General features: G+C 50.9%; 8 protein-coding genes and 4 pseudogenes. All 12 read right to left on the bottom strand.

The features are described from left to right. Positions 1–92 precede the first annotated feature (92 nt). Positions 93–866: a LytR/AlgR family response regulator transcription factor gene (locus JCM16496_RS11355; protein ID WP_025834383.1), complete on the bottom strand. Its 774-nt coding sequence runs from the start codon at positions 864–866 to the stop codon at positions 93–95. Then, positions 863–1888, bottom strand: a complete 1026-nt coding sequence (locus JCM16496_RS11350; RefSeq protein WP_025834381.1) for a sensor histidine kinase — start codon at positions 1886–1888, stop codon at positions 863–865. The genes JCM16496_RS11355 and JCM16496_RS11350 overlap by 4 nt, the downstream gene beginning before the upstream one ends. A gap of 29 nt (positions 1889–1917) precedes the next feature. Continuing rightward, positions 1918–3209, bottom strand: a pseudogene (locus JCM16496_RS11345) (TolC family protein). A 2-nt stretch (positions 3210–3211) separates the two neighbouring features. Further along, positions 3212–6243: pseudogene (locus JCM16496_RS11340) on the bottom strand (efflux RND transporter permease subunit). A gap of 5 nt (positions 6244–6248) precedes the next feature. Beyond that, positions 6249–7295 carry an efflux RND transporter periplasmic adaptor subunit gene (locus tag JCM16496_RS11335; RefSeq protein ID WP_128809566.1) on the bottom strand — a complete coding sequence of 349 codons (1047 nt, stop codon included), beginning with the start codon at positions 7293–7295 and terminating at the stop codon, positions 6249–6251. A 517-nt stretch (positions 7296–7812) separates the two neighbouring features. Next, positions 7813–10332: a glycoside hydrolase family 3 N-terminal domain-containing protein gene (locus JCM16496_RS11330; RefSeq protein WP_439644530.1), complete on the bottom strand. Its 2520-nt coding sequence runs from the start codon at positions 10330–10332 to the stop codon at positions 7813–7815. 105 nt (positions 10333–10437) lie between these two features. After that, positions 10438–12763, bottom strand: a pseudogene (locus tag JCM16496_RS11325) (glycoside hydrolase family 3 C-terminal domain-containing protein). Between the two features lie 4 nt (positions 12764–12767). Then, complete coding sequence (locus JCM16496_RS11320; RefSeq protein WP_025834377.1) at positions 12768–13964, bottom strand: esterase; 1197 nt, start codon at positions 13962–13964, stop codon at positions 12768–12770. A gap of 89 nt (positions 13965–14053) precedes the next feature. Continuing rightward, a complete protein-coding gene (locus JCM16496_RS11315; RefSeq protein WP_025834375.1) occupies positions 14054–15256 on the bottom strand; it encodes an esterase in 1203 nt (400 codons plus the stop codon). Positions 15257–15263: 7 nt separating this feature from the next. Further along, positions 15264–16162: pseudogene (locus JCM16496_RS11310) on the bottom strand (alpha/beta hydrolase). 88 nt (positions 16163–16250) lie between these two features. After that, the gene (locus tag JCM16496_RS11305; RefSeq protein WP_025834374.1) at positions 16251–18617 is read right to left on the bottom strand and encodes a glycoside hydrolase family 3 C-terminal domain-containing protein; all 2367 of its coding nucleotides are present in this window, start codon (positions 18615–18617) and stop codon (positions 16251–16253) included. A 12-nt stretch (positions 18618–18629) separates the two neighbouring features. Continuing rightward, positions 18630–20276: a RagB/SusD family nutrient uptake outer membrane protein gene (locus tag JCM16496_RS11300; protein WP_025834373.1), complete on the bottom strand. Its 1647-nt coding sequence runs from the start codon at positions 20274–20276 to the stop codon at positions 18630–18632. Between the last annotated feature and the right edge of the window lie 9 nt (positions 20277–20285).

The following is a 20285-nucleotide window of genomic DNA, read 5'->3' as shown; positions in this document are numbered from 1 at the left end:
AGCGCTGTTCGGACTTCGTTTGAAAAAGGCTTCAAACGGGGGGGGCCGAACATCTTTCAGGTCCTTTCTGATTAATTCCGCCAACGGATATTTTAGTAGTTAAGCCATAACTTAAATGCAGAAGTCTTTCCTTCGCTTATTATGATGTTTGATTTGAATGCCGGGTGTACCATCACTTTAATCCGCCCCTTCAAATAAGGAGTGGCACGGTCAATGGCATCTATATTGAGAATCATCTGCCGGTTTACCCTGAAGAATTGTTCCGGATTCAGTTGTTCCTCCAGTTTGTTCAAGGACAAGTCTATGATATGCTCACGTCCACCCGATGTGACGGCAAAGGTAGTTTTCTCTTCCGAATAAAAGTAGGCAACGTCTTCCACCTGCAAAGACCAGAACTCATCACTGCCGGAAATCAGGAAACGGCTTCTGTATTTCTTGTCGGGGTGCTTCAACGCTTCGAGTAGCGTTTCCATGTATTCCCCCGACCGCAACCATGCCTGGTTATAAAAAGATTCATATTTGAGAATGGCATTCAACAGATGTTGCTCGTCCACCGGTTTCAGGATATAGTCGATGCTGTTCACAGAGAAAGCGCGTATGGCATATTGGTCGTATGCCGTTGTGAAAACAATGGCAGACTCAGGATGTACAGCCGACAAGAAGTCGAAGGCATCGCCGTCCGCAAGGTGTATGTCGAGAAATATCAAATCGGGCTGTTGATGCGACGTAAACCATTCTACAGCATCATCCACACTACCGGATACAATCTCCACCTCCCACTTCGGGCGCAGTGACGACACCATGGAATGCAGCAACCGGGCTGACGGTATTTCATCTTCTATAATAATAACATTCAATGGTTTCATACGACAATTGGGATTTTAACAATAAAAACAGTTGTTTCCTTCCGGACAAGAATGTCTTTGTCCGATATGAGCCGGCAGCGGTTTGAAAGGTTCTCCAGTCCTATTCCCGATGAGGCGTCTGCCTTCTTCTTGGGCGAGACGGGATTACTCACAACTAAATAGCCGTTTTCTATTTCAATACGGATTGTCATAGGTTTGCCAAGCGATATGGAATTATGTTTAATCACATTCTCCACCAGCAATTGCAAAGTAAGAGGTGGTATCTGGCGCTCCATAGACTCAGCCGGTATCCGGCAATCGCAGTGGATGCAGTCACCCAAACGCACTTTGTGCAGAAACAGGTAAGAATACATGAACTCCAGTTCCTCACTCAGTGGGACCAAATTCTTGTCCTGACATTGCAACACATATCTATACACATTCGACAGATGCCGGGTAAAGCATATGGCATTGTCGGGGTTGTATTTTATTTCGGCAATCAGCGCATTCAAGCTATTAAACAAGAAATGGGGATTCAACTGGCTTTGCAAAGCAGTATATTTGGCTTGCGTATTCTCTATTCGTAACTTTGCCGCCTCCTGTTCCAGCAACTGGTTGGCTTGCAGGGTACGGTTGGCAAGCAGCAGTCCGATGACCACCAGTTCTACCAAGCATACGACTACCAACAAACTCCAACCGCTGTACGAGATTCTAAACACAGGCTCTATGTCAGCCAGAACTTTGGCTGTGACAAACAAACTATAGTTCAACAGCAAAAACAGAAAAGTCACAGTCACATAAATCATAATTCTTTTCCATTTCCTGAAAGGGCTGAGAATATACTGTCTGTTCACCCACTCAGACATCCGAAGCGTGGAGTACCCCAGCAGGTTGAACGTAAGGATTGTGAAGATAAGCGCTCCGCGCGAATACAGGACTTCTGCCGTTTGCGGCGAAAAATCCGTGTAATTGACAATCAGGAAATAGGAGAAGACTCCCAATCCCGAAAACAGCAGTGTATATATGAGTGTATTCCATTTCATGCGCTAAAGATACCATAAAAAACAGTTTCTTAATACATATTTAACGCCTTTAGCAATTCGGAATAATGACCTTGTGCCGAAACCTTAGCTTGTACATGGTTAATCTGTGCCGCCTGCCGGTAGGTCTGCGCGTCAATCACTTCGATGACGGACGACTTTCCCTCGTTGTAGCGGTCGAGCGCCATGACTTCGTTTTCGCAAGCTTTATCCAATGACTTCTTAGTCAAATCCACCTGCGCCAGGGCTTGCCGGAGGGAATTGCGTGCGGTCTGTATCTCCAGCTTCACCCCATCCGTCGTCTTGTTCAAGTTATCGACAGCCATGTCTACCTTAAAGGCAGAGGCGCGTTTCTCGTTCCGTCGTTTTCCCCATTCAAACAAAGGGACAGACAACTTGGCATAGACGGCATAGTTCGGGTCCATGTCTGTACGGAAGTTATAGCCCGGTGAAGAATAGCTGCCATCAATACCGATATAGAATTGCGGTTTGTATTTGGAGTCTATCAGTTTCTTTTCGCTTTCCATCATGTTGATTTGTTCCATGGCTATCTTCTGCTCCGGACGAATGACACTGTTGTCCATTTCAGCAGTCAAGCCATCCATAACCACTGCCGCCACACTATCTTCCACTTCGGTTTGCGCCTGAAGCTCCACGCCTATCAAAGAGTTGAGCGCCATACGGCCGTTCTCAAAATTCTTCTGCGCCTGAAGCAGTTGGTATTCCGCTTCGTTCAACTTTACTTCCATCATCAGCAAGTCCTGAGGGTCTGTCAGTCCGGCTTCCACCCGTTCGCGGATGGTCTGCACCAACGAGGCGACCGAATTGCGATAGTCTTCGGAAATGCGGAGTATTTCCGTCCGCGCCACCGTATTCCAGTACAGCATGTCCGTCTGCAGAAAAATGCCGGAGCGAATGTATTCCTCCTGAAAGCCGCTCATGTTGTGACGGTAATGCGCCATCCGTATGTTTTCCAGCAACCGTCCTCCCGTATAGACAGGTTGCAGCAAAGATACGGATGCACCGTACTTCATATCTTTTCCTTCGAAGGTGGCAGGATTGCCCATTGACGGCAGGTCCAACGTCAACTGCAACGGGTTGCCAGTATATTGGAAGTTGGCTCCTCCTGCCAGTTTGGGGTATAGTTCTTTCTGCGCAGCCTTCTCCAGCTCAATACTAGCGGCAATGTTCTTATCCGCAGCCTTCAGTCGTGGCTGTATTCAACAGCCATCGACCTGTATTTGTCTAACAAAGGATTTTGCTGGGCTATGGCTACGGAGGAGACACACAATGAAAATGCAAGTAATATGTTATTCTTCAACATGACTATTTCTCAGTTACTTTATAAAATAATGAATACAATGCCGGAGTGACGAACAGAGTCAACAGTGTAGCGAAAGTCAGTCCGAAAATAATGGTAGCTGCCATTCCTCTAAAAGCAATGTCGAACAGCAACGGAACCATTCCCAGAATAGTGGTGGTAGCCGCCATCAGTACCGGACGCGTACGGGACACGGTCGCCTCGACAATTGCCGTGTAAGATTTGACACCGCTTCGCCGTTGCACATTGATTTCGTCCAACAGCACAATGACATTCTTGACAATCATGCCCAGCAGCCCCAACCAACCGGCAATCGGAAAGAATCCAAAATCAAATCCGGTAAGCAGCATGCCGACAGCCACTCCGATGAGCGACAAGGGGAGTATGCACAAAATGATACCCGGTTCCCGGAAATTGCCGAACAATGCCACCAGAACCACAACCAGCATCAGGAACGCCAGAGGAAAGTATTTTGCCAATGCCTGCAAACCTTCCTTCTGGTCTTTGTATTGTGAATCCCAGAAAAAGGCATAACCTTCGGGGAGTTCCATGGCTTCAATCTCCTTCCGTATCTCTCCGTGTACTTCAGCCATGGTATGTCCCGGTTGCACGCCACACATGGCAGCCATGGACAACTGCCGGTTATAGGTTCTTATCTGAGGCCATTCCCAGCCGGTCTCCACGCCTTGCGTCACTTGCGACAGCGGAGCGGAGCGCTCGCCATTCCATACCGAGAAGTTTTCCAATGAACGGGCATCCGTTATACCGGCATTCTCCGACTTCAGGAGCACCGGTACTTTCCGCTCATCATCCCGATAAACGCCTACGGGCAAGCCGTCGCTGACAGACTTGACAGACTGCATCATCTGCGCTTTGGTAATGCCCAACGCACCGGCTTTAACGGGGTCGTACACAGGACGCATCACCAGCGTCATGTTGCCCCACTCGTTACGTACATCCACCGTCTTGGGGTTGCGCCGCATAATTCCGGTAGCCACGTTCACCAACGAATCGAGCACGGCGGCATCCGGACCAAGGAACCGGGCTTCAATCATGGCTTCCGTAAGGGGACTAAGTTCAAACTTGTTCACCTTGATAAGCGGCTCCGGAAACTTTTGGCGGATGGAGTCCTGCAACAAGGCGTGCATGCTCCTTGCATCCCCGGACGAGTGGCACTTGATGAGAAGTTGCGCATAATTGGGCTGAGGGCCGAAGGCTATGTTCGACAGGTAGTAGCGAGGCGGCGTACGTCCTACAAAGTTGGAAACCATTTCCACCTCTTCGTGGCGGCGTACATAATCAGCCATTTCACCTGCAATACGGTCTGTCTCATAAACGTTCGTACCTTCAGGCAACCACATATCCATCGTGAAATATTGTTTCTCCAATGCCGGGACAAAAACCTTCGGGATAAACTTGAAACTCCATGCCGAAAGCACCAGCACCACCACCAACAAGCCGACCGCCGGCAAGCGGTGGCGCAACACCCAACGGAGGGAGTTACGGAACATATTGTAATATTTGCCATCGAACAATCCGGCTTTCAGCTCCTCCGGACGCGGACGACGCACATACTCCTGAATGAAGAACGGTGTCTGTGTCAGCGCAAACACCCAACTGAACATCAGCGACACGCCGATGACAACCACCAAGGAGGAAAGCAGCTCGCCCGTGATGTGCGGAGAATAATAGATAGGAAGGAAAGTCAATATGGCAATCACGGTGGCAGCCAGCAGCGGAAGTGCAGTGGACGAGCAAGCCCGCATGATGGCAACACGTTTACGCATGCCCCGCTCCATGTTGACCAGCACCGAGTCGGACACCACAATAGCGTTATCCACCAGCATGCCCATCGCAATGATAATGGCAGCCAACGACATACGCTGCAAAGCGATGCCGGATGCCATCATGACAATCAAGGTGGCAAAAATGGAAAACACCAGCCCACTACCAATCAGCAGACCGTTCTTTAAACCGATAAAGAACAGCAGTATGGCAACAACGGTGAGCACGGAGATTATCAGGTTCAGGATAAAGCCCTGATTGGCTACTTCCGATTCGTACCCCTGGTCGTAGATAGAAGTCAGCACAAAGCCAGCGGGCATGGTTTCTTTAAACCGGTCCAACGTAGCCTGTACGTTTTTCGCCATATCCACCACATTGCCAGTGGGAACGGTAGAGATGGCGATACCCACTGCCGGACTTCCGTCTATCCGCATGATGTTGCCCGGAGGGGTCTGGTAGCTCTCTTCGATACGGGCGATGTCGGCGAGGCGGAAATGCTCTCCGGTACGCGACACGATTGTCAACTCGCGAATGTCATCCAGCGAATAGAAGTTACCGGTCGACTCAATGCGTATACGACTGTTGCCGTTGTCTATCCCTCCCGCATCCACAACCTTGTTCTGCGCTTCAAAGGCACGGGCAATGTCGCTGTCATTATTCCGCTTTGCGCCATGACCGCCGGGCTGACAGTCACGTCAATGGCAGGTGTCTGTACGCCGCAAATCTCTACCTTCGCCACATCTTTTACTTTCAGCAGCTCGTTCTTGATGAGCTTGGCCTCATCCTCCAGCTCACGAGGCGTATAACTGTCGCCGCTCAACCCATAGAACACGCCAAGCACATCACCGAAATCGTCATTGACCACCGAAGTGCCGGCTCCCTCGGGGAGCTTGCTCTGCACATCGCCCACCTTCCGTCGCAACTTGTCCCAAAGCTGCTGCATCTCGTCGGCGCGTATCTCTTTCTTTACATAAACGGTGATTTTGGAAAGACCCGTACGGTTTTCCGTCTTCAGGTAATAGAGTTCGCCCATCGACTGTATGGCCTCCTCCAATATATCAGTTACTTGTGTTTGTACTTCCGAGGGCGAAGCTCCCGGATAGGGTGTCAATACCAACGCCTGCTTGATGGTGAAAGGCGCATCTTCCAGCTTGCCCATCTTGACGTACGAGAACAATCCTCCGGCAAGCACCAGGAGCAGCAGCAAGATGGTGACCGACTTCTTCTGCAAGAAAAATTTAACGAACTTCATACGCTTCAATCCTTTTTAGAAGAGAGTTCCACTTGCATACCGTCCGAAAGAAAGCGAAGCCCGCTTGCGGCAATCACCTCATTCTCTTCCAATCCCCCGGATATGACTACCTTCCCGTCGGGAAGCAGACCGCCTTTGTTTACTTTCCGCAAACTGACCGTGGCGTTATGCTCATCCACCACCCACACATAATCGCCCTCCGTGGGACGATGGCACAAGGAGGATTGCGACACAACCACCCCTTTGCTTCCACCATCGGAGGCTATGTGGAGCCGTAGTTTACCGGACATTCCGGCAAGCAGTTTGCCGTCAGGATTGGGCAGCAAAGCCGTAAGCAGGTAAGAGAGGTTGTTGCGGGTGGTTCCTTTGGATACTTCGACTATTTGCGTTCTATATCTTTTGCCGGGATACAAGTCGAAGCAGACCTCCACCGAATCAAGCGGCTGCACCGAAGCCGCCACTTCCTGAGTGACGTACGCCTCAATCCTCAACCGGTCGATGTCTATCAATGACAAGACGGGCTGCGTGGCTTTCACGTCTTGAAACTTCTCTATGTAGACCTCGCCTACATAGCCGTTGAACGGAGCTGCAAGCCTGGTATCTTCCACTTCACAAGAAGCTATGTCGAAAGCCGTCTTAGCAGTGACATAGTCTGCCCTCACCTTCTCGTATTGGCTGGCAGAGATATTATTCTTCTCATAGAGTTTCCGTATGCGTTCAAACTCCGCTTTCATCTGTTGGTATACCGCTTCGGAACGCTCCTTGCGTATGCGGAAGTCGCGAGGGTCAATCTCTGCAATGATGCTGCCCTGCTTGTAATAGTTTCCCGCAAACACATCAAACCGGTCAATCGGACCGCCTACCCGGAAAGAAAGCTCCGAAGTGCGATAAGGACGGGAGATGAACGGATATTCCTGTTCGCCTCCGGTAGAATGCCCGACTGCCTTTTCGGTCTTGACAAGAACCCAGCTCTTTTTCTTCTCTTTATTCCCGGAACAAGATGCAAACAGCACCAACGCTATCGGCATCCATAAAAATACATTTATTCTCATGTGCATATTTGTAATTAACGGTCACAAAAATAGAGAATAAAGAATATCCGTCCGTTTCTAATTTACCCAAGCGGGAAAAGTGCCGACCGAAAGCGGATTATCGGATGACGAAGCCCGGCTTGCCCTGTGTTCGGGGTAACGCGCGGCTGAAAACAAAACAAAAGTTACTCAGCCCGCCCTCACCACCCTCACCACTTTCCCGAACCTCTCTATTCATCGGGCTTACAGAGGTGGGTGAAAGCAATAAAAAAGGGTGAGGGAAAACTTTGCCCTCACCCTCTTGGGTGTACCCACTTGCTTGTTGTCTCTCTCCCACGTCTTTTATAGGGGAAACATTGATATTTCTTACTATAAATACAGAAGACCGGCTACCGGCCCACTGAGGTGAGCTGTCTTGTTCACGATAGTGAACGAATCAGCTCACGCGGATGAACCGATATGTCCACTAAGGTGGAGCGTCGGCAGACCAAAAGGTCTTTCAGAAGAAATGGATATGCGAAGCACAAGAAACCCACTCTCATTTATTCGGAGTCTCCCACTTCTTGGTATCCGTACAAACCACGTTCACTGTCTGGTCACCCGTCTGAATGCGGAAGTCACCTTTCTCCAAAATCCACTTGCCGTCATAGCCTACAAAAGCAAGGTCGGAGCCTTTCAGTTTCAGTGTCACGGTCTTTGTCTCACCCGGTTTCAGTTCCACCTTTTCGAAAGCGCGAAGACGGCGGGTATCGGGAGTAAGGGAAGCAACGAGGTCGCTGCTGAAGAGCAGCACGCTTTCCTTACCAATGCGGTTGCCGGTATTCTTCACATCTACGGTGAAAGTAAGCACATCATCAGCGGTAAAGTCCGACTTATCCACCTTGAGGTTGCTGTATGCAAAGGTGGTATAGCTCAATCCATAACCGAACGCCCACTGTACGGACACTTGCGCATCGTAGTTATAAGCACCTTCCATCTGCTTGCCGATGTGTTCGCACGGTTTGTAGTCGTACGTAATCAGAGAGTTGATTTCTTTCGGATAAGTGAAAGGCATCTTTCCGCTGAAGTTGGCGTCGCCGGCAATGAGGTTTGCCAACGCATCGCCACCATAGTTGCCCGGAAGCATGGTATTGACAACCGCTTTGGCCAGTGGTTCGATGTCGGCAATCAGACGGGGACGACCCTCGTTCAGTACCAGAACGATGGGTTTGCCGGTCTTGGCAAGAGCTTTCACCAGGTCGAGCTGATTCTGGGAGAGGAAGAGGTTTGTCAAGTTACCCGGAGTCTCGCAATAAGAGTTCTCACCGATGCAAGCCACGATGTAGTCGGCACCCGCAGCGGCAGCTACAGCTTTCTCTATCTCCGGAGTGTTTTCTTCCCACCAGTTGCCACCTTGCTTATAAGTGACGCCGGCTTCGTAGATGATATTCTCCGCACCGAATTTATTGGTGAAGGCCTCGAGGATGGTGTTATATTGGCCTGCATGCTCATCGGCCTTGTCACCCTGCCAGGAGTAGGACCAGCCACCGTTGAGGCAACGCATGGAGTTGGCATTCGGACCGGTAACCAGCAACTTCTTGCCTTTTGCCAGCGGCAATATGCCGTCTGCATTCTTCAGGAGCACCAAAGACTCTTCGGCAGCCTGGAGTGCGGCGGCGGCATGTTCTGCACCACCGAACAAGGGGAAGTCTTTCAAATCATAGTAAGGCTTTTCAAACAGGTTCAAGCGATACTTCAGACGCAGTACACGACGGACAGCATCGTCAATGCGGCTCATGGGGACTTCGCCTTCTTCCACCAGCTCCTTCAAGAGTGTACAGAACTTCCAGTCGTACGGGTCCATAGACATGTCGATACCGGCATTGATGGCAAGCTTGATGGCCTCCTTCTTATCCTTGGCAATGTGGTCGCGGCTATAAAGGTTGTTGATGTCCGCCCAGTCAGTCACAATCATACCGTCCCAGTTGAGGTCTTCTTTCAGCCACTTGGTCAGCAGCTCATAGTTGGCATGGAAAGGCAGACCGTTGTTCATGGCGGAGTTCACCATCACGGAGAGGGCACCTGCCTTCACCATTTCCAGATAAGGAGCGAAATGCTTCTCACGCATATCCTGCTCGGTGATGGAAGACGGTGTACGGTCCTTACCGGAAACGGGAACACCATAACCCATATAGTGCTTCATACAAGCGGCAACGTTGTTCTCGCCAATCAGGTTGGGGTTCTCGCCCTGGAAACCGATAACTGCTTCACGTCCCATTTCGGCATTGACGTAGGCGTCTTCACCATAGTTTTCCCACATACGAGGCCAGCGCGGGTCACGTCCGAGGTCGGTCACCGGAGCATACGTCCAGGGAATGCTTCCCGCCTTTGTTTCATAAGCGGAGATGCGTGCACCTTCGCGAGTCAGTTCACGGTTGAAGGTAGCTCCCATATTGACGCCTTGCGGGAAGAAAGTACCGCCCAACGTATAGGTAGTTCCGTGTATCTGGTCTACACCGTACACACAAGGAATACCCATCACCTCCATGGACTTCTCCTGAATGCGTTTGATGATTTCCTGCCACTTCTCCACGCTCTGTGCCACACCGTTGGGCACGTTCAAGATGGAGCCCACTTTGTATTTTCCGATGACAGAGTCGAGCATCGCCTCGTCCAACTGGAAGCCCTTGGCATTCTCAATGCCCTGAATGCGCATATAGAGCTGCATCATCACGTCCTGTGAAGGCATCTCCTTGCCCAGCTTGAACTCTTTCTCCAGCTTGTATTTCTTGATGATTTTTTGCAGGTCTTTCACCGTGATGTTCTTCGGGTCGAGACCGGCGAAGGGATTGGCGCGTTTCTGCAAGAGGTCGATGGTGAGTTCGCACATCTGACCGACTTTCTCGTCCAGCGTCATCTTCTTCAGCAAAGTCTCAATCTGCTGTTCTATTTTCTCGTCTCTCGGGATGGCAGGCGCAACAGTGGTCTGCGCCGTAGCGGTAAATACTAACCCTGATAGGCTAAAGATAAGATTAACTTTTTGTTCATGGTTGTGATATTGGTTTATAATAGTTTGCACTATCTGTTTATATGCGGTACAAATATATAAACATCCTGCCATACCGAAAGGTACAACAGGATGTTTTTTAGGGTATGATTTGTTATCTTTTCAGACAAATCCGTCTCATCTCTCCAAGAGACTTATCGGTTCTTGCAGTTTCAGAATGTCATTTGTCTTCTCTGACGAAGCAGCCACTTCAGCCTCCAGTGTAGCTTTGATATCGCGAGAGGAAGCTCCAACAAGGAACTTATAGTTTCCAGGAGCTACCACCCATGCAGATGCAGCCTCATCATAGGAAGCCAGGTCGGCAGCACTCACTTTCAACGTTACCACAGTAGCTTCGCCCGGTTTCAGTTCCTTGGTTTTGGCAAAGGCTTTCAGCTCCTTTTCGGGCTTGTTGGCGTCTGCAGCATCGGGAGCGGATACATAAAGCTGAACCACTTCCTTGCCTGCTACCTTACCGGTGTTCTTCACTTCTACAGATACGGTATAGACGCCGTTGTCAGCCTTGACAGCAGCCTTGTCGTAAGCAAAAGTGGTATAGGAAAGACCGTAACCGAAAGGATAGGAAACCTGCTTGCCGAAGGTGTCGAAGTAACGGTAGCCCACGTAGATGTCCTCTTCGTAATTGGTATAATCCACATTCTTCACGTCGTTCTTCTTCCCGCCCTTGTTCACGAGGTCGATGCTTACGCGCATGTCTATCGGGAAGTTGGCAGAAGAAGCGGCATCTTCAAACTTCACCGGGAAAGTCATTGTCAGCTTGCCGCTGGGGGAAGCCTTGCCACTCAACACGTCGGCCACACTGTTTCCTCCCTCCTGGCCTGCCTGCCATGCACAAAGAATGGCATCGGGAACAGATTTCCAAGAAGCGGTTTCAATCACACCACCGATGTTGAGTACCACCACTACCCTCTTTCCGGCAGCATGGAAAGCATCGGACACGGCTTTCAGCATGTCCAGCTCCTCTTTGGTGAGGTTGAAGTCTGCTACCATACGGTCGAGGAACTCACCGGAAGTACGACCCAGAGTTACCAATGCCACATCGGCCTTGGCTGCCTGCTCACGGATGACCTCTGCGGACACAGCCATCTCGGCAGGACGCTCGTCGGGCATAAACCACTCTTTCTTATCTTTGGACAGACGTCCTTTCTCTGCTTTCAGGTAAGCTTCATAGCTATTCTTCAGCGCTTCATCCACCACATAGCCGGCATTCTTCAAGCCGTCCAGCAGCGAAACGGTGTAAGCACGATTCACATTGCCCGAGCCTGTACCTCCGGCAATGAAGTCGTAGGAAGTACAACCGAAGAGTGCCACGTTCTTCACGTCGGCTGCCAACGGCAGAGAAGCATTATCGTTCTTCAGCAATACCATGCCTTCTGTCGCCGACTGGCGGGTAACGGCAGCATGTGCTTTCAAATCAGGCTTGTTGGAATATTTATATCCTTTGAAATGGGGAGTCTGGAGAATCATTTCCAGAATGCGCTTCACATTCTGATTGAGAATGGCTTCATCCAACGCTCCGTCCTGCACACCCTTCACGATGGCTTCGTACTGCTTGGGCAGACCGGGCTGCAGCATGTCGTTGCCTGCACCATCTGCGCCATGGCATCCTTGCCGCCGAACCAGTCGGTCATCACCATGCCCTTGAAGCCCCATTCGTCGCGCAGCATCGTTGTCTGCAACTCTTTGTTTTCCGAAGTATAGACACCGTTCAGGTAGTTGTATGAGGACATCACGGTCCAGGGAGCCGATTCCTTCACGGCAATCTCGAATCCTTTCAGGTAGATTTCGCGCAGGGCGCGTGGAGACACGTGTGCATCCGTAGCCATACGGTTGGTTTCCTGATTGTTCACGGCAAAATGCTTGATGCTGGTACCCACACCGTTACTCTGCACACCACGTACGTAAGCTGCGGCAATCTTACCCGAAACCACCGGGTCTTCGGAATAATACTCGAAGTTACGTCCGCAAAGCGGGTTACGGTGAATGTTCAGTGCCGGAGCCAACAGCACATCCGCACCGTATTCCAGCACTTCGTTACCGATGGACTGACCTACACTTTCCACCAATTCCTGGTCCCAAGTAGAAGCGAGCAAAGTCCCGATAGGGAAATGGGTGCAATAATACGTAGCCGAATCCCCTTCACGTGTGGGGTCGATACGCAGTCCGGCGGGACCATCGGCCAGCACCACGGCGGGAATGCCGAGACGCTCAATCGGTATGTGGTTCCTGCCGCGCCTGGCACCAGTTTCTTCGTGGCACCGATAACGGCACTGTCGCCCGAGAAACCCGCCATACCGGTACCTACTACCAGATGCGCCTTCTCTTCCAAGGTCATAGCACCAATCACCTCATCCAACGATGCCTTTCCCAGCTGCGGCACACTCGGCCCGCAAGCAGACAGGACAGCCAGGGCGGCTGCCATTGATACAAGATTTTTCTTCATCATTTTATTTAAAGATTTTCGGTGCGAACTCTGTCAGATAGATACGCCAGTTCTTCCAGATATGGCCTTCGCCGGTTTCATAATATTCATACTTGTAGCCCTTCTCGTCCAGCATCTTGCGATATTCGTTGTTGGCCTGGAACAGGAAGTCCTTGTCACCGATGGCGATATAATAGAGCGCCGGCTTCTTGGCAAACTGGGTTTTCAGCTTGGCCTCAAGGTTATCGTAAATCGGAGACTTCACGTTCTTGTCGGGCATGATAGCGGCAGAGAACAGACCTACGTAATTGAACATATCCGGATATTGCTTGGAGATGTGCATGGAATGGAAACCACCCATAGAGAGACCGGCAATGGCACGCCCCTGCTTGTTGGCCTGTGTGCGATAAGTCTTGTCGATGAACTTCACCACGTCGGGGAAAGCAGTCTCGAAAGAGCCTTCCATCGTCTTGGGCAGGTTCATATTAGGAGCGGTAAAGCCCAGTGAAGATTCACCCGGAGCCGCTTCCAATGCAGCGTTGCCGTTGGTCATTACTACAATCATCGGTTTAGCCTTGCCTTGTGCGATAAGGTTGTCCAGAATCTGTGCCGTACGTCCCAGTTCGCTCCATGCGTTCTCGTCACCGCCCATGCCGTGCAGCAGGTAGAAGACGGGGTAACGCTTGCCGCTTGTCTCATATCCGGCAGGTGTATAGACAGTCAGACGGCGGTCCATACCCAGCGTGGGGCTGTTGTACCATACCTTGGACACCGTTCCATGAGGAACTTTATTCACCTTGTAGAGGTCGATGCGCTCGTCACCGCCGATGATGAACACATTCGTTACGCTTGCCACGTCGCGAATCATATAAACGTTGGAGGGGTCGTTGATTTTCAGTCCGTCCACCAGGAAAGTATAGCTATAAAGTTCCGGTTTCAGCGGTTCGGGAGTAGTAAATTCCCATACGCCGTCCTTGTTCTCGTTCAGGTCGGCCACGCCCGGCCCGTCGAACTCACCGAAAGGAGTCTTGATTTTCTGAGTTGGCAGGAAGTCGCCAGTCACTTGCACCTTCACTGCTTTTGGCGCCTTGAGACGGAAAGTTACTGTGTTGTTGTCGTGTATCTCAGGCGATACCACCGGGGCACCACCCCAAAGAGCTTGTTGTGCGAAGGACATCGCACACATCAGCAACAGGGCTGATAAAATAGAAATTCTTTTCATAATGGGTTTGTTATTTTGTTATTAAACAGATTGTCTATAATCCAGCACTTCGGATTGGCGAAGTGCAGAGTGAATTAATCGGCACGAGGTCACTTGAACAACTTCGGCGCGAACTCCGTCAGATAGATGCGCCAGTTCCTCCAGATATGTCCCTCGCCCGTTTCCAGATACTCATACTTGCAACCGTTGTCATCGAGCAGTTTGCGGAAGTCCGTCACGCTTTTGAAGACAAAATCACGGTTACCGCAAGCGATGAAATAGAGTGCCGGTTTCTTGGCAAACTGTGTCTTCAGTTTACCCTCGAAGTCAGTATAGACCGGACAAGTGGATTTATCGTTCCTGGAAGCAGTACCCGAAAACAAGCCCACATAGTCGAACATATCCGGATAGTACTTCGAGATGCTACAAGAATGGAAGCCACCCATCGAGAGGCCTGCAATGGCACGGTGCTTCTTGTTCGGCAATGTGCGGAAATTCTTCTCCACGAATTTCACGATTTCCGGGAAAGAAAGCTCGAAGCCTCCTTCCGGAGCAGAAGCGCGTTCCTTCGGATTCATGGAAGGAACAGTAAAGCCTTTGGGCGACTCGCCGGGAGCGGCATCCTGCCAGGCATTGCCGTTGGTCATCACTACAATCATTGGCTCCGCCTTTCCCTGCGCTATCAAATTGTCTAAGATTTGTGAAGTACGGCCCAAGGCAATCCATGCCTCTTCGTCACCTCCGGCACCGTGCAGCAGGTAGAAGACGGGATAACGCTTCTTGCCGTTCTCGTAGCCGGCGGGTGTATAAACTGTCAGACGGCGATCCATGCCCAGCGTGGGACTATTGTACCACATACGTCTCACTGTTCCGTGAGGCACTTTGTTCACCTTGTAGAGGTCGGCACGGTCACCGCCGATGATGAACACATTCGTCACAGTTGCCACGTCGCGAATCATATAGACGTTGCTGGGATCCATTATTTTCAGGCCATCCACATAAAATGAATAACCGTATAATTCAGGTTTCAGCGGTTCGGCAGTGGTATATTCCCACACGCCGTCCTTGCCTTCCTTCATATCGACGATACCCGGAGCGTCATACTCGCCCCTCGGTGTCTGGATGGTGTGCGGCGGCAGGAAGTCACCCGTCAACTGCACCTTCACGGCTTTCGGCGCCTTCAGACGGAAAGTCACCGTATTGTCTTCATGAATCTCCGGTGAAACTACCGGAGCGCCGCCCCACAAGGCTTGCTGCGCAAAGGTTATTGCACACATCAGCAACAAGGTAAATAAAAGTGTAAATTTCTTCATAATCATTTTAATTGTTTAAGGGGTTGGAAGAAAAGCACCGGCTCACAAAAGGCAAACACATATACAATGCCGAATGCCAGTATTCACTGGTGTGCCCTCCGTCGCGCACGCGGAACTGGCAAGGAATGCCGGCATTGCGCATCGCCTGGAAGAACTCGATGTTACGGTCGAGCAGGAAATCATCGTCACCGCAATCCACAAACCACTGCACGGTGCGCAGAGCAGCTTTACGGGCCTCATCAGCCTCCAGCACATACTTGATGCAACTATGCTCCTGCACCGAACGGGTCAGCACAGCCATCTTGTTTGTGGGGTCGGGGTCTTTTCCCGCCGCCTCACCACTGACGGGGATGTTCATCAAGGCACTCATGGCGTATGCCGCACAATAGAGGTCGGGATAGCGCTGCGCGTAGCTCGTGGTTCCGCCGCCACCCATCGAAAGGCCCGCAACGGCACGATGTTGACGGTCGCCCACCACACGGTAAGTCTTCTCAATATAGGGCATGAACTCCTTGTAGAAGAAATCTTCGTAAGCCCATCCCGGCATGTTGAAGTAACCGTTCCAGCACGTGGCCGGATTGCCTCCGGCATTGGGCTGACGATAATCATCTCGCACGCCTCGCCCGATGCCGTCAACTGGTCCATCACGTCCTTCACACGCTGGTCCGTAAACCAGCTGGTATTTACCCCCGACATGCCGTGTAGCAGGTAGAGAATGGGGTACTTCCTGTCCGCCTCCTTGTCATAGCTCTGAGGCAGATAAATGGTATAGGCGCGGTGTGTCTTCAGCACCCGGCTGTAGATGCTGTCGGTCACGACCTTGCTTTGCGGTCCCCACGCAGGATTCTGTGCATTTACCATCCACAACGAGCAGACGGCAAAAAGAGAAAGTATCAATCTTTTCATGGTATAGATTTTAAAATGTGCTACAAAATAAGTGATTTCCATTCTAAAACGAACTGATATTTATCAGTTTTTTCAGGTGATGCACACCTCATCTTTTCACCATCGGATGCACAGCCACAGACACTTGCGCACGCATGGCATCGTGCACTTTCTGCTTGCGTGCCTTTGCCACCTTCTGCACCGTGGTGCAACGCACATCGGCGGAAGAAGCGGCGACCATCCACTGATATTCGCCCTTAGCCAACTCCCAAGAGCTGTTTTTCTCGTTGAAAGATGCCATGTCCATCACGTCCCATTCCAGAGTCAGTATCTGGCTCTCGCCGGGATTCAACAGGTGGGTCTTGCCGAAGGCTTTCAGTTCCTTAGCAGGCTTGTCCATGTTGCCCTTGGGAGCCTTGACATACAATTGCACGGCTTCACGGCCTGCCGCCTTGCCGGTATTCTTCACGCTCACTTTCATGCGGCAACAATCACCGTCGATGGTAGCCTCTTCCACCGCATATTCAAAGGTGGTATAGCTCAGTCCATGACCGAAGGGGTAAGACACCTCTTTGCCGAAGGTATCGAAATAACGGTAGCCCACGTAGATGCCTTCCTCGTAGAGGGTGAAATCAACGTTGCGTTCCGGCTCTTTCGGCTTCTCCTCTTTCTTATCGGACTTGAAGTTCATACCGGTACCCATGGCGAACGATGGGAGCTTGAACTCATAGTCGAAGGGGAAATTGGCATCCGAGGGAGCATCGCCATACTTCATGGCAAAGGTCATGGGCAGCTTGCCGCTGGGGTTCACCTTGCCGGACAATACGTCGGCAATGCAATTGCCCACTTCCTGACCCGGCTGGAATGCGCATACCACGGCATCTGCCAGTCCTTTCCATGAAGCTGTCTCCACGGGGCTGCAGATGTTGAGAACCACCACCAGCTTCTTGCCTGCGGCACGGTAGGCGGCAGACACTTGCTTGATCAGGGCCAGTTCGTTCTCCTTCAAGAGGAAATCTTCCACACGGCGGTCGCAGCCTTCACCACTGACACGTCCCAGCGTAAGCACGGCGATGTCGTTGGCTTTCACTTGCGCGGCCAGTTCCTCGGCAGTGGGCAGGAACTCTTCGGCACGGGGCAGCGGAGTAAACGCGAAAGGAGGGCGACCGTGGGGGAAGAGGCGTTTCTGCTCGTCGGCCATGTGCTTCTTGTAGCGGTTCAACAAATCCTTATCTACCGTATAGCCCGCATTGCGCAAGCCTTCTACCATAGACACCGTGTAGTAGCCGAAGCCCGTACTGCCGAATCCCATACCGGCAGGAACCATGTCGTAGGAAGTAGTGCCGTAAAGGGCTACCTTCCTGATGCCGGCAGCCATAGGCAGCGCATTCTTGTTATCCAGCAGCACGATGCCCTCGGCACCTACCCGGCGGTCCACTTGCGCATGGGCTTTGAGGTCGGTCTCGTTGGGATAATTGTAACCGGAGAAGGTGTGGCTCTTCACCACAAACTCCAGCACACGCTTCACGCTGAGGTTGAGGAGCGCCTCATCCAGCGTGCCGTTCTTCACGGCTTCCAGAATGGCGTTGTACTGGCGTTCCTGCCCCGGCTGCAACATGTCGTTGCCTGCCGCGATGGAAGTCACGGCATCTTTTCCGGCATTCCAGTCGGACATCACCAGTCCCTTGAATCCCCATTCGTCGCGGAGGATATCTTCGGTCAGTTCGCGGTCTTCGCAGGTGTATTTGCCGTTCACCTTGTTGTAGGCGGTCATCACGCTCCAGGGTTGAGCCTCCTTGACGGCTATCTCGAAGCATTTCAGATAAAGCTCGCGCAAGGGGCGCTGCGTCAGTCGGGAGTCGTTGTTGTTACGGTTGGTCTCCTGGTTGTTCACGGCGAAGTGCTTCAGGCAGGTGCCGGTACCTTCGCTCTGGATGCCGTTGATGTAGGCGGCGGCTATCTTGCCCACCAGCACGGGGTCTTCGGCATAATACTCGTGGTTTCGTCCGCAGAGGGCGTTACGCATCAGGTTGACACCGGGGGCGAGGAGCACGTCCATACCGTAGTCTTTCACTTCGGTGCCCAGAGCCTGGCCTACACGGTAGGCGGCATCGGGATCGAACGTAGCTGCCACCGTGGTGCTCGAGGGGAATTCGGTGGCGTGATAGGTGCGGCTGTCGAATTCCCGTTTGGAAGCCATCGCCAGGCGGTGCGGTCCGTCGGCAAGGAAAGCCGATGGGATGCCCAGGCGGGGAATGTCGTAGGTACGTCCGGCAGTACCGGGGAACTTGGAGTCACTGCCCATCGACATGCCGCAACCGATGACGAGGTGCACCTTCTCTTCGAGGGTCAGGGCACTGACCACTTCGTCAATGTTGTCGGCACGCAGCACGGGCGAACCGGTGGCGGGCACCGGCTGTGCATTCACAGCCAGCGCCACGCAAAAGGTGAAAAGGGGAGTTAAGAATCTTTTCATGTTTTATTAGAATTACCAACCTGTATTTTGCTTGATATTGGGATTCACATTCAATTCTGTGTAAGGAATAGGCAACAGCATGTGTTTGTCTTGGAAGCCATATACAGAATTTTTGGTATTTTCCGGTTCCAATTTAAATTCAAATATCGGATTACCTTGAGCATCCTTCATCACTTCACCTGTGGAAGGATCAATTTTCGGGAAATATCCATAAGCCGGAATAAACTTACCTTGCTCACCCAACACAGCTTTTGCATCCCCCCAACGAACCAAATCTTGGAATCGGACACTCTCCAAACAGAGTTCCAGACGTTTCTCCTTCTTCACATCATCCAATGTCACGGAAGAAAGTGGGGCAAGCTTGGCACGAGTACGGATTTCATTAATATACTTCACAGCCTTGTCGGCAGAGCCACCACCCATTACATGAGCCTCAGCGGCCATGAGTAATACTTCGGCATAACGCATCACACGCAGGTTAGTATATTGAAGACTTTGGAACCAACTTTGGTCGATAATGTTGTCTGAGCCCAAAAGACGGGTTTTCCAAAAGAAATAACCTTCGTTACCAACTAAATAAAGACCCGGATTGATAGCCATTTCCACTTCATTCATTTGTTCGTAAGTACGCATCGTACTTTTCAGACGATAACCGTCCACGCCTTCTCTTTCAACAAAAGCGTCATACAATGACTTAGTAGGATTGAAAAATCCATAAGTACCCATTGCAATGCCTTCTTCAAACAATGCCTTGGGGCCGTATGACATGTGACTTGTACGCCAGCCCAACATGATATAGAATTGAACGAACTGATTCCAAGCTTGTTCGCTGTTTTTGCGACGTTGCACTTCAAGCATAGATTCACTACAATTGTTGGTCACAGCATGTCCCAACATGTCAAAGCTGCCTTGATATAACTCATATTTCTTAGAATCAATGACTTCGTCCAAAACAGTAGCAGCATCAGAATATTTACCTTGGAAAAGATAAGCTTTGCCAAGATAAGCTTTAGCAGTTTCAAGCGTAACACGTGAAGTAGCATCCGCATCGTCCACATTAGCTTTGGAAGGCAAAGCCCCTGAAGAAATAGCCTCTTCAAGATTCTGTTCCACAAAAGCCCACAAAGCTTCAGGCGTGCTGTTGCTTACATGATACTCAGACGGAGTCAACAAGTGATCCACCAAAGGCGCATTCCCCCACAAAGTCACCAACTCAAAATAAGCCCATGCACGATAGAATTTTGCCTCAGCTACGGCACGTCTCATGACCGATGAATCTCCTGTGACATTCTCTATAATCAGATTGGCTTTATAAACCACAGCATAAAGCCCGGAATACAAACCAGAAATCAAACCGTTATCCGTAAAGAACGTAAATTCATTCAACTGCTCCATCATAGCATTATCACCACGAGAGCCACCGCCCGTATAGGCATCGTCAGAAAGACAGTTTTTTACATAAAACCAGTTAGAATACATATCACGCCAAGAGATAAGCATAGAAGCCACGGCAGCCTCAGCCTCCTCATCAGTTTGGTAGTAATTTTCAGGACCTCCCAAACTACCATGCTTTTCAATATTCAAGCGGTCTTCACAACCGGCACATACCAAAGTGAACAAGGCTGCAAAAAGTACATATATATAATGTGTTGCTTTCATTGTTTTATA

The sequence above is a fragment of the Bacteroides rodentium JCM 16496 genome, from assembly GCF_000614125.1.
Lineage (GTDB): Bacteria > Bacteroidota > Bacteroidia > Bacteroidales > Bacteroidaceae > Bacteroides > Bacteroides rodentium.
Note: the sequence above shows the minus strand (reverse complement) of the source record. Positions and strands in the feature narration are given on the sequence as shown.